The organism is Sphingobacterium sp. SGG-5, assembly GCF_011043525.1.
Lineage (GTDB): Bacteria > Bacteroidota > Bacteroidia > Sphingobacteriales > Sphingobacteriaceae > Sphingobacterium.
This window is the reverse complement of the sequence record NZ_JAAKGO010000005.1, coordinates 309,500-321,569: the sequence shown is the minus strand read 5'-3', so window position 1 is coordinate 321,569 and position 12,070 is coordinate 309,500. Positions and strand designations below refer to the sequence as shown.

Annotated in this window: 11 protein-coding genes, 1 other RNA gene and 1 riboswitch; of the genes, 4 read left to right on the top strand and 8 right to left on the bottom strand. The window is 43.3% G+C overall.

The features are described 5' to 3' along the window. The first annotated feature begins 46 nt into the window (after window positions 1-46). Together rnpB and G5B30_RS09800 are read left to right on the top strand one after the other, a co-directional pair. Window positions 47-435, top strand: an RNA gene (gene rnpB, locus G5B30_RS09805) — RNase P RNA component class A. Between the two features lie 34 nt (window positions 436-469). Then, the gene (locus tag G5B30_RS09800) at window positions 470-1,843 is read left to right on the top strand and encodes a sigma-54-dependent transcriptional regulator (RefSeq protein ID WP_165319799.1); all 1,374 of its coding nucleotides are present in this window, start codon (window positions 470-472) and stop codon (window positions 1,841-1,843) included. Window positions 1,844-1,849: 6 nt separating this feature from the next. Here the strand turns inward: G5B30_RS09800 and G5B30_RS09795 are convergent, their stop codons facing one another. From G5B30_RS09795 to G5B30_RS09760, 8 genes are all read right to left on the bottom strand, one after another. After that, window positions 1,850-2,026 carry a hypothetical protein gene (locus G5B30_RS09795; RefSeq protein WP_165319798.1) on the bottom strand — a complete coding sequence of 59 codons (177 nt, stop codon included), beginning with the start codon at window positions 2,024-2,026 and terminating at the stop codon, window positions 1,850-1,852. 60 nt (window positions 2,027-2,086) lie between these two features. Next, on the bottom strand, window positions 2,087-3,793 hold the full coding sequence (locus G5B30_RS09790; protein ID WP_165319797.1) for a M3 family oligoendopeptidase: 1,707 nt from the start codon (window positions 3,791-3,793) through the stop codon (window positions 2,087-2,089). A 13-nt stretch (window positions 3,794-3,806) separates the two neighbouring features. Continuing rightward, entirely contained in the window at window positions 3,807-4,988 is a 1,182-nt protein-coding gene (locus G5B30_RS09785) for a homoserine dehydrogenase (RefSeq protein WP_165319796.1), read from the bottom strand. A gap of 126 nt (window positions 4,989-5,114) precedes the next feature. Next, window positions 5,115-6,422, bottom strand: coding sequence for an O-acetylhomoserine aminocarboxypropyltransferase/cysteine synthase family protein (locus G5B30_RS09780; protein WP_165319795.1), 1,308 nt, complete (start codon window positions 6,420-6,422; stop codon window positions 5,115-5,117). A 193-nt stretch (window positions 6,423-6,615) separates the two neighbouring features. Beyond that, window positions 6,616-6,731, bottom strand: a riboswitch (SAM riboswitch). Window positions 6,732-6,840: 109 nt separating this feature from the next. Continuing rightward, the gene (locus G5B30_RS09775; RefSeq protein ID WP_165319794.1) at window positions 6,841-7,656 is read right to left on the bottom strand and encodes an AMP nucleosidase; all 816 of its coding nucleotides are present in this window, start codon (window positions 7,654-7,656) and stop codon (window positions 6,841-6,843) included. A 203-nt stretch (window positions 7,657-7,859) separates the two neighbouring features. After that, a complete protein-coding gene (gene clpX, locus G5B30_RS09770) occupies window positions 7,860-9,107 on the bottom strand; it encodes an ATP-dependent Clp protease ATP-binding subunit ClpX (protein WP_165319793.1) in 1,248 nt (415 codons plus the stop codon). A 7-nt stretch (window positions 9,108-9,114) separates the two neighbouring features. Next, window positions 9,115-9,813 carry an ATP-dependent Clp endopeptidase proteolytic subunit ClpP gene (clpP, locus tag G5B30_RS09765; protein WP_165319792.1) on the bottom strand — a complete coding sequence of 233 codons (699 nt, stop codon included), beginning with the start codon at window positions 9,811-9,813 and terminating at the stop codon, window positions 9,115-9,117. A 74-nt stretch (window positions 9,814-9,887) separates the two neighbouring features. Further along, entirely contained in the window at window positions 9,888-10,340 is a 453-nt protein-coding gene (locus tag G5B30_RS09760; RefSeq protein WP_165319791.1) for a type I restriction enzyme HsdR N-terminal domain-containing protein, read from the bottom strand. Between the two features lie 148 nt (window positions 10,341-10,488). On the opposite strand from G5B30_RS09760, the gene holA reads away from it, so the two are divergent. Both holA and G5B30_RS09750 read left to right on the top strand, forming a co-directional pair. Then, window positions 10,489-11,499, top strand: a complete 1,011-nt coding sequence (holA, locus tag G5B30_RS09755) for a DNA polymerase III subunit delta (RefSeq protein ID WP_165319790.1) — start codon at window positions 10,489-10,491, stop codon at window positions 11,497-11,499. After that, on the top strand, window positions 11,499-12,068 hold the full coding sequence (locus G5B30_RS09750) for a hypothetical protein (RefSeq protein ID WP_165319789.1): 570 nt from the start codon (window positions 11,499-11,501) through the stop codon (window positions 12,066-12,068). Before holA ends, G5B30_RS09750 begins: the two co-directional genes overlap by 1 nt. Window positions 12,069-12,070 lie beyond the last annotated feature (2 nt).

Sequence of the window (12,070 nt, the reverse complement as noted above, 5' to 3'; positions counted from 1 at the left end):
TGAAAAACCCATGCTATCCGATTTTAATTCTCTAAATTTGCAGCTGAAGCAAACTGGTTCTATCGCTGTCCCGTCTCTGGCGGGAGAGAGGAAAGTCCGGGCAACATAGAGCAACACGCTTCCTAACGGGAAGGGTTCCGATTTGTCGGAAAACAGAAAGTGCCACAGAAAATATACCACTCCGACTTGTCGGAGTAAGGGTGAAAACGTGAGGTAAGAGCTCACGGTCTTGTATGGTGACATACATTACGGTAAACCTCGTGTGTTGAAAGACCAAATAGATCGCAGAATCTGAAGGCTGCTCGTCTTCTTCCGACCCGTCGGAATCTGCGAAGGGTAGGTTGATGGATCCCGCGAGTGATTGCGGGACTAGATAAATGATAGAAGCCTCGATGCGTCGGGGTACAGAACCCGGCTTATAAGGTTTGCTTCTTTTTTGTTATTTTGGCATTTTATAATTGTTTTTTATATGGCTACAATATTAATTATAGACGACGAGCGCCCCATACGTAGTTCACTCCGTGATATTTTGGAATACGAAAGCTATAAGGTGTTGGATGTAGATAATGGGATAGAAGGGTTGGAGGTATTAAAAAAGGAAAAGGTAGATCTCGTATTGTGCGATATAAAGATGAATAAGATGGACGGTATGGAGGTGTTAGATGCTGCGAGAGGTATTAGCGATACGCCTTTTATTATGATATCTGGTCATGGTACCATTGAAACGGCAGTGGAGGCTGCCCGACGAGGGGCTTATGACTTCTTGGAAAAACCACTTGATCTCAACAGATTGTTGATTACCGTGCGGAATGGTCTGGAACGGGAGTCTTTAGTAAAAGAAACCAAAGTACTGAAACGCAAAGTGTCGAAGACCCGGGAGATTTTAGGTGATTCGGAGAGCATTTCGCTGATAAAAGATTGCATCGATAAGGTAGCGCCCACAGATGCCCGAGTGCTTATCACGGGGGCAAACGGGTCAGGAAAGGAATTGGTTGCGCGTTGGCTGCATGAAAAATCAAACCGTTCTTCCTCGGCTCTTATAGAAGTTAACTGTGCTGCGATCCCGTCCGAACTGATCGAATCGGAATTGTTCGGCCACGAGAAAGGTGCTTTTACGTCGGCCGTTAAGCAACGTATTGGTAAGTTTGAACAGGCGAACGGTGGAACCTTATTTTTGGATGAGATAGGCGATATGAGCCTATCTGCTCAGGCTAAGGTTCTGCGTGCATTGCAAGAAAATAAGATTACAAGGGTGGGTGGCGATAAGGAGATTACAGTAAATGTACGCGTCATCGCAGCTACCAACAAGGATTTGCTGAAGGAAATAGACGCTGGTAATTTCAGAATGGACCTCTACCATCGCCTAAGCGTTATCCTTATTGATGTCCCTTCATTGGGGGAGCGTCGTGAGGATATTCCACAATTGGCGATGTCTTTTTGTGAAGAAATCTGCGGTGATTATAATATTCCGACAAAGGAGTTTACAACAGGGGCCATGAAAGCGTTACAAGAGTTGCCCTGGACCGGAAATATCCGGGAATTACGGAATATGGTCGAAAGATTGATTATCCTCAGTGGTAAGGTAATATCGGAACCTGATGTCAGCAATTTTGCCAATCCTTCCGTATCAACACATGGAACGAACGGTCATCATGATATACCCACCCTGAACCTAGATAGTATGGACAACTACCAAGCGTTTAAGGAGCATGCGGAACAACAATTTTTAGCTCACAAACTGAAAAAATACAATTGGAATGTCACACAGACCGCTCAGGCTGTTGGACTTCCTACCGTCGATATTCAGATGTTGATGGATAAATACAAGCTGAAAGAGAAGTAGGGTCGTTTAGTCGTTGTATTTTCTTTTTTGTCTGCTATAGAGTACAACGATGATAACAATCAACAACAGTACGCCAATAATTATGGCAACTGTTGGGGAAGTTTTTTCGGCCACATCACCCGACTGTGCTGCTACTAACTGGGCAAGCAATGTCAGGAAAAACATACTAAACCACTTTTTCATAATTTTACCGTAAAAGATTAATTATAAAAGTAGTAATAAAAGTGCACCAAATCAATTGATTTAAGCTTTTTTAACTTCTTTACGTAGAAAGTCGGTAAGACCACGAACATATTCCTCACTAAAGTCAAATTCTACGCCCGCTGCTGCGTATATTTCGGGAATGGATTGCGTATACCCCAGTTTCAGCGCACCTAAATATTTTTCAATTCCCTCTTTCTTGTTCTCCAGGTAGTTTTTCCACACGGCTATTGCCCCCAATTGTGCAAAGCCGTACTCAATGTAGTAAAACGGAACTTCGAATATATGAAGTTGTTTGTGCCACAAATACATTTCGGCCTCCTCCAGCGTCTCCCAATTGGTAAAGCCCCGACCAAACTCGTTATATATAGCCAACCAAGCTTCCTTTCTTTCTTCGGTCGTATGTTCGGGGTGTGTATATATCCAATGCTGAAAGGCATCGATAGTAGCTACCCAAGGCAGTGTTGATAGGGCGTCCTCCAGTTGTTCCCTTTTGGCCCGTGCCAATTCGGTGGAATCATTCAAGAAGAGGTGCCATTGGTCCATAGAAATCAACTCCATAGACATGGAGGCTAATTCAGCAACCTCACTTGGCAGATCTTTAAATGCCGTAAGGGCTAAGTCTGCCGAAATAAAGGTATGGACCGCATGTCCTCCCTCATGCACCATCGTTGTCAGATCTCGTAAAGTTCCCGCTGCATTCATAAAGATGAAAGGCGCTCCTGATTCGTAAAGGGGGTAATTGTAACCTCCCGGTGCTTTACCCAGGCGGCTTTCCACATCGAATAGCTTATTTTCTCGCATCGTGCGGATGCATTGTCCGATATAGGGATGAATATGGTTAAAAGCCTCTTCCGTTTTGCGGATCAATTCTTCGCCGGAAGAAAAAGGCTTAAGCGGAGGGCGATTTTCGGGATCGACAGACATATCCCAGGGTTTCAAGGTGCCGACGTTGAGTTTGTCTTCCCGCTCCCGTGTAAATTCCTGTAAGATAGGAACGACAACATCCCGGATCGTGTGATGAAAATTTTCACAATCCTCGACCGTATAGTCGAAGCGTCCCATAGCGGCAAACATGTAGTCCCTAAAATTTTCAAAACCGGCATTTCGGGCGATTTGATGACGTAGGTTGACTAATTCGTTGAACAACGTGTCCAATTGCTCCTTTTTGGCTAAACGTTCGTGGTTGATCAGACGCCATGCTTGTTCGCGCTGTTCCCGGTCATTTTCAAGTAAACGGGTTGACGCTTGTTGCAACGTCATGGTCTTGCCATCGATTTCAACAGAGAGACCACCGACAATCGTCTGGTATTCCTGTTGCTTCAGCTGCACCTCCGTAAACAAGGGGATATTCTCTTCCCGAAAGATTTCTAATGATTTCTTTACCTTCCGAAGATAGATACGATAACCGTCACCTGTCAGCTGATCGGTATACGGGCAAGCTGCCAGTTTTTTGTCCAGCTCATTCGTTACCGATGCCATTTTAGGTTCTATTTCCGTCGCAAAATATTGGAAGTCTTCCGCCAGTTTTTGATCTGTGGTATTACAGGTCATCTTAATATACCGCCATGCATAATCTTCACTGAGTACCGCATCCAGTTCGCTGCGGTATTGAAGCCATTGCTCCAAATCCTGAAGAGACTGAAGAGGTTGATTTTTCAGTTCGGAAAATAAGGGAGCTAAAGCTTCCCAACGGATTTCCAGATTTTCAGGAACGAACTTTCGGGGTTTTGCTAAAGGTGTTTTCATAGTTGTATCTTTCTTACAATATCTCCGCAAGGAAATAGCCGGATTGGTTGATGAGATCTCGTTTGTTAATGATTTCCTGTAAATTGATGAAGCCGATAACATATTTCGATTGCTCACCGTAGAAACGCTCCAATATGGTATTGAATTTTATGTTTTCCAACACATCTTCGTTTTCATAACGAAAGTAAACCTTCAATTCGTAATTTGTCGAATAGGTTACTTGTGATGATTCGAGGTGCTTTTTGTATTCATATCGATAGTCGTAGCGCAGCGCTGTGATATCGGAAAGCACTGCCGAACCAGTGGGGTGTCCACCTGCACCTTTGCCAAAGAAAAACTGTTCGTCTGCAAAAGCTGCTTTGACCAATACGCCGTTGTTTTCGTTCTCAACGTTATACAATATACTGTCCTTGGTAAGGAATTTCGGTAAGACGTAGAGTACAACTTCGCCCTGTGCACTTTCCTTGGCTAGAGGCACCAACTTAATTTTGTAGTTTTTCTCCTTCGCATACCGGATATCAGCATCATTGAGCTTATCAATACCCAGGTTTAATATTTTGTCCGGGTTAATATATAAGCCATAAGCATGGGATGCCACAATCGCTAGTTTGAACTTGGGATCGTATCCGCCCACATCCAGTGTAGGGTCTGTTTCGGCAAAGCCCAGCTCTTGCGCTTTTTTTAATGCGGCTTCATAACTTTGGTTTTCGTTGAATATTTTGGAAAGGATATAGTTGGACGAACCGTTGAATATGCCGCTTACAGAGTGAAGAAGCTCGTTGTCATAGTATTCTTCGAGATTTCGAATGATAGGAATACTGCCGCAGACGGCTCCCTCGTATAATAAGGAGGTACCGTACTCGTGTTGTATATCGGTCAGCTCCTCTAAGTGAGTGGCAATCATCTTTTTATTTGCCGAGACGACATTTTTACCCGATTTCAGTGCACGTGAGGTAATTTCGAAAGCGGCTTCGGCATCATCGATTAATTCGACTACAGTATTGATTTCAGGGTCTTCTAAGATGCTGTTAGCGTCGGTCGTAAACAACGCTGCCGGCAAACTGCGTTTTTTGTCTGCGTTCTTGATCACAAACTTTTTGATTTCAAGGTTGAGATTTTTAGTTTTTATGATGTCGTATAAACCTTGCCCTACGACACCAAACCCAAACATACCTATCGTAAGTTTTTTACTCATTTTAAATTTTTATGCAGTTTTTTTAATTTTTATTGATGGCGACTGAAGAACGCGAGGCGGACATTATTGTCATTTCTGTAAGAGGTACGGGATTTCTCCCCGTACCTCGTCAAAGACGTTCTTACATTATTTGATCTTATCAAATGCCTGTTGAAGATCAGCCTTGATATCGTCGACATGCTCGATTCCCACAGACAGACGAAGTTGTCCGGGATATACACCTGCCTGACGTTGTGCCTCTTCCGACAATTGCTGGTGTGTAGTCGCGGCAGGGTGGATGATTAATGACTTGGTATCACCCACGTTTGCCAGGTGGCTAATCAGTTCTAGCGCATCGATAAAGTCGTTGGCTTTATCCGCGCCACCTTTTATGGTGAAAGATAATACAGCACCATATCCATTTTTCAGGTATTTCTGTGCATTCTGGTGATAAGGGTGGCTCTTCAGGCCAGGATAGCTTACTTTTTCTACCTGTGGGTGCGCTTCCAACCACTGTGCGATTTCTAATGCATTATCGACGTGACGTTGTACACGTAGAGACAAGGTTTCCAATCCCTGGTTTAACAAGAAAGAGTTGAAAGGTGATAGGGCAGGGCCAAAGTCACGTAATCCTTCAACGCGGGCACGGATGATAAACTGTATGTTACCGAAAGGACCGTTTTCGCCGAATACATCCGAGAAAACCAAGCCGTGATAGCCTTCCGAAGGTTCCGAAAACTGTGGAAATTTACCATTCCCCCAGTTGTAGTTACCACCGTCGACGATTACACCGCCTATACTGCTACCGTGTCCACCGATCCATTTTGTCGCTGCCTGTACCACCACATTGGCGCCATGTTCCAAAGGCTTAAATAAATATCCTGCAGCTGCGAAAGTGTTGTCGACAATGAAAGGGAGGTCGAACTTACGTGCGATTGCAGCAATACGTTCAAAATCAGGGATATTGAAGCTTGGATTTCCGATCGTTTCCACATAAATGGCTTTCGTTCTGTCGTCGATTAGTGCTTCTATTTCTTCCGGTTCAGCATCCTTAGCGAAACGCGCTTCAATACCTAATCTTTTGAAAGATACCTTAAACTGATTATATGTCCCACCGTAGAGGTTCGATCCTGTTACAAAGTTGTCACCGCTTTCGAGAATGTTTGTCAATGCCAGGAACTGTGCCGCTTGTCCGGATGCGGTAGCAAGTCCCGCGACGCCGCCTTCCAATGCGGCTACCCTTTTCTCAAAAACATCCGTAGTGGGGTTCATGATCCGAGTATAGATGTTGCCGAATTGTTTTAATGCAAACAAATTAGCACCGTGCTCTGCATTGTCAAATACGAAAGATGTTGTTTGGTAAATTGGTACTGCCCGAGCTCCTGTTGTCGGATCCGGCACCTGACCTGCATGTACTTGTAAGGTCTCGAATTTTAGGTTTTTATTATCTGCCATTTTTTAAGGATTTAAAGTGTAAAATTTATAGTTGTTTGTCGTTGGATTTAGAATAAGGTCGTCTATGTAGGCTGTATACACAGCAGACGACTAACGCATTCGCATATGCGTAAAGCATAGCCATATTTCGTTGTCCGTCCCTATCCTATGGGAATCGGTTGAATGTGTAATAATTTCTGGTGTCATAGTCTCTTTTTTATATACTCCAAATCAATATGAATTTGGACAGGAATTGGCACCTTTTCAAATCGTTTTTTGATGGTTGCCAGCGGGTCATTGAGCCAGTCTCTCGCCACTTCTTTATAAATCAAGACCGATAAAAAGGTGTTGATCAAAAGTACTATTATCGATAGCACAGTGCAAAGATAAAATAAAAAATAAAAAGACAAAATTAAAAATACCGGGATCATCCTTTCTGTCAGAATTTGAGGTGTTTTACCGTTAATCCGTTGTTGATTAATTGCTTTAATGCATCGATGCCGATCCTGAGATGTGTCTCGACGTACTGCTGTGTCACTTTGAGATCACTTTCGATCGTTTTTACGCCTTCAGGTATCATAGGTTGGTCAGACACCAACAGGAGCGCTCCAGTAGGAATTTTATTCGCAAAGCCTACACTGAATATGGTAGCTGTTTCCATGTCGACGGCCATTGTCCGGATGGCTTTAAGGTATTTTTTGAATTTTTTATCATGTTCCCATACCCGTCTATTCGTTGTATAGACCGTTCCTGTCCAATAATCCCGTTCGTGATCCCGAATGGTGGTAGAAATTGCTTTTTGCAGGGCAAAGGCAGGTAGGGAGGGAACTTCACTGGGAAAGTAGTCATTCGAGGTACCTTCCCCACGTATGGCTGCAATGGGCAATATAAGTTCGCCGACGGCAATTTTCTTTTTTAAGCTACCCGTTTTCCCAAGGAACAACACAGCCTGCGGTGTAATGGCAGATAGTAAATCCATTACCGTAGCCGCCATTGGGCTTCCCATACCAAAGTTGATGATCGTTATACCATCGGCCGTGCAAGCCTGCATCGCTTTATCTTCTCCATAGATAACCGCATCATGATGCATGCTGGCAAACAACCGGACATAATTGGAAAAGTTGGTGAGGAGGATATACTGACCGAACTCTTCCAACGGCATGCTGGTATAGCGTGGCAGCCAGTTTTTAACGATATCATCTTTATCTTTCAGACCTGGAGTGACAGGTGTCTCGATGGTTTTCTTCTTCGTCATAACAGAAGTAAGTTAACCATTTTTGTTGAAACAAAAAAGACTGTCTTAAAAGTCTGCACCGATGAAAAAACGCGTCATTATGAGGAGTGCTAACGACGTGGTAATCTGCGTTTTTGATTGACTAACGCAATTATGTCCATAGATTTCTCCTCCTAACGTCGTTCGAAATGACGGAAATGAGACTTTTGAGACAGCTTCTTATATTATGCAGCTTTTAGCTTTTTAATGTCTGACTTCGCAAATTTTTTCTTTGCATAATCCAGCGTGATATGCAACGCTTTTTCCTGTGTCGTTTCCTTCGTTGTGGGGATCTCGAACATTGCGTCGAGCATGATCGCCTCGCAGATGCTTCTTAATCCACGTGCGCCCAATTTGAATTCCCATGCCTTGTCCACAATAAATTCATACACTTCCTGATCGAACTGCAATTCAATGCCTTCGTATTCAAACAGCTTGACATATTGTTTAACGAGTGCATTCTTGGGTTCGGTCAGAATACTGAGTAACGTCTCTTTATCCAGCGGATTAAGGTAGGAGAGTACAGGTAGACGCCCGATGAGCTCCGGGATAAGGCCGAAACTTTTCAGATCCTGTGGCGTGATATATTTGTAAAGATTGTTGAGATCAATATCCTCCTCTTCATCACTCATTTTATAGCCTACTGTCTGCGTCCGTAAGCGGTTAGCAATTTTTTTCTGAATACCATCAAACGCTCCCCCACATATAAACAGTATATTGCTGGTGTTAACCGATATCATTTTCTGATCGGGGTGTTTACGACCTCCCTGTGGTGGTACGTTCACATTTGTACCTTCCAATATCTTCAGTAATGCCTGCTGTACACCTTCACCCGAGACGTCCCTTGTGATAGACGGGTTGTCACTTTTACGGGCAACCTTGTCAATTTCATCGATATAGATAATCCCACGTTCCGCCGCCGTGACATCGTAATCTGCTGCCTGTAGCAAGCGCGTCAGTATACTTTCCACGTCTTCGCCTACATACCCTGCTTCTGTCAATACGGTCGCATCGACGATAGAAAAAGGAACATTCAGGATCTTGGCCACGGTCTTAGCGAGCAGCGTTTTACCTGTGCCTGTTTCCCCCACAATGATAAGATTCGATTTTTCGATCTCTGTTTCGTCTGCATTGGTCTTTTGGTTTAACCGCTTATAGTGATTATAGACGGCTACCGATATCACCTTTTTCGCTTCGTCCTGCCCAATGACATACTGATCCAGATGCTGTTTGATTTCCATCGGACGGATCAGTTTTAACGTGGTCTGAAGGGACTTGTTCTTGCGCTGATTAAGCTCCTCTGCCAAAATCTCTCCGGCCTGCGTGACACAGCGGTCGCAGATATGTGCCCCATCTCCCGCAATGAGCATCAATGCCTCATTTTTGCTAATCCCACAAAAGGAGCAGTATATATCTTTGTTACTTTTACTCATCTTTTCTTTATTTGCTTTCTTTTTTCGGTACAAGTACCTCATCTATCATGCCGAACTCTTTCGCTTCAGACGCCCGCATCCAGTAGTCACGATCAGATGACCGTTCTACCCATTCATAAGACTGTCCAGAATGTTCGGCAATAATCGTGTACAATTCCTCTTTTATTTTCAGCATTTCCCGGAGGTTGATTTCCATATCTGCTGCGACTCCTTGCGCACCTCCCGAGGGCTGATGAATCATGACGCGCGCATGCTTCAACGCCGCTCTTTTACCTTTCGCGCCAGCAACCAACAATACTGCGCCCATAGAAGCGGCCATTCCGGTACATATCGTAGCCACATCGGGGGAAATGTATTGCATCGTGTCGTATATGCCTAATCCCGCATAGACACTTCCGCCAGGCGAATTGATGTATATCTGTATGTCGCGCTGCGCGTCGGTAGATTGCAGGAACAACAATTGTGCTTGGATAATATTGGCGACCTGATCGTTGACCGCGTCACCCAAAAAAATGATGCGATCCATCATTAGCCGGGAGAATACGTCCATCTGTGCCACGTTCAGTTGGCGCTCTTCTACGATATATGGCGTCAAGTTGGTGGGGATATTGGATTCTGCTCTTGCTATAAATCCGTCTACATGCTGACTGCCTATACGGTGATGCTTGATCGCATACTTTCTGAATTCATTTTTATCTATATTCATCTTTGATTTTTTACATTGTTATAAAGGACTAATATAACGGGTTTTTAGCGAAAATGTCAAATAATTTATGTCTGCTACATGTAATTTGGCAAATCTTTAAGAAATTCATACTGATTATTATTCAAATTAATCTTGCAGAAGAAATGATCCAGCCCATTGCTAACGAGCAAGAGAGGGATTTTATGGACCATATTATAATTGTTGATTTGTTCAAAGGTCTTCTCATTGATTTTGACACCAGGTGCCTTGAATTCGGCAATCAATATCTTTTCACCCTGACTGTTGTAAATCACAAGATCTGTCCTTTTCTGCAGACCATGGAGGTTTAGCCCCCCTTCGATATGCATCAGCGACTTTGGGTAATTCTTTTGTGTATGTAAATAATGTATCCAATGCTGTCTGACCCACTCCTCCGGTGTAAGCAAAAGAATTTTCTTTCTCAGCTCATCAAATACGTAGACTTTGTCCTTAATTCGTTTCAGTTTTAATGGATACGAAGGTAAGTTTAAAGGGGTTGGCCTAAACATGTACAAACTTAGATAAATTCATTTTTATATGCAATATAATTGCGTTATATATAAAATGAACTTATCGATCTCTCCTCTGCCTTTGAAGGCTTATAGCAGACAGAGGAAACATAAGAAATTAAATAGAAATGACTAAATTCGCCCCAAGATGAATGTAACAGCTATACTGTCTGATATTAAGCAACGGAAGTTCAAACCCGTGTACTTGTTGCACGGTGAGGAGGCGTATTATATCGATCTGATCAGTGATCGTATCGAACAGACGGTATTAGAGGAAGCTCAGAAAGGTTTCGACCAGACTGTGCTATACGGCAAGGATACCGATTTCTCCACCATCATAAATGCCGCGAAGCGCTATCCGATGATGAGCGAATATCAAGTTATCCTGGTCAAGGAAGCTCAGAACCTGAAATGGAAAGCTGAGGATGAGTTGTTTGCTAAATATATCGAAAATTTGACTCCGACTACTATTTTGGTATTGGCGTACAAACATGGCAAATTTGATAAAAGGACAAAATTATTTAAGCAGATCGCAAAGATTGGCGTTGCGTTTGAGTCGGAGAAGTTGTATGATAACAAAGTCGGGGGGTGGATCACGGAAGAGGTACAGCGGGAAGGCAGAAAGATTCATCCGCAAGCTGCCGCACTGATGGCAGAATATTTAGGTACTGATCTGTCTAAGGTGGCTAATGAGGTGCAAAAGCTGATACTTAATGTACCTAACGATCGGGAAATAGCGCTGAAGGACGTAGAAGATAATATCGGTATCAGCAAGGACTATAATGTTTTCGAGCTCAATAACGCATTGGGCAGACGTGATGTGCTGAAGGCTTTCCAGATTGTTGATTACTTTGAAGCTAATCCGAAAGCAAATCCCTTTGTTGTTGTGCTCGGTTCTCTGGGAGGATATTTTACCAAGATTTTAAAATACCATTATTTAGGCGACAAGTCTTCACAATCGGTTGCCAAAGCTTTGGGTGTGAATCCCTTTTTTACAAAAGAGTATGACATGGCCGCTCGGAATTACAGCCGGCGTAAAACTTTTGATGTCTTTGCCATCCTTCATGAGTATGACCTTAAATCCAAAGGATTACATGTTGGCCCGCATACCACGTCCGGTGAACTGATGCGTGAAATGATTTATAAAATTTTAAACTGATGATAAAGAAAATAACAGGAGTGTTGTGTTTGATGACACTGAGCTTTATAGCTTTTGCCCAGTCAGATATGTACTTTATGATACAAGGAGGGGGGAATCTGGGATTTGCCAATGAAGGATATAAAGGTGCTTTCAACGGATATTCGCTGCATTTTATTGCAGGGAAGAACTACTCAGATAGGGCTTACTTGGGATTAGGTTTGGGAAATGAGCGGTTGTCCGGTACCTATCAGACGAATGACCCACATCATGCCGATCAGCGATCGTTTAAATACGATCGAAATCTTTTCCCCATTTTCATAGACGGGCGATTGCCTTTTGGGGAGTTTGGCTCCTCGTCAAGAATAGGGTTATTGACCAATGTGGGTTATGCGCCAGGGCTGAGTGTGCAGTACGACAAGGGTTTCTTGTTTAAAGGTGGGTTTTTCTATCTATACGAAAGGCCAGCTCGGGCAGACTGGACGGTTTCTGCAGCATACGGCTACCAACAGCTGACAAAAAATAATCACATGCGTAAGGATTTTCAACATCAACATTTTAATGTTTCAGTAGGATTGATGTTTAAATAATA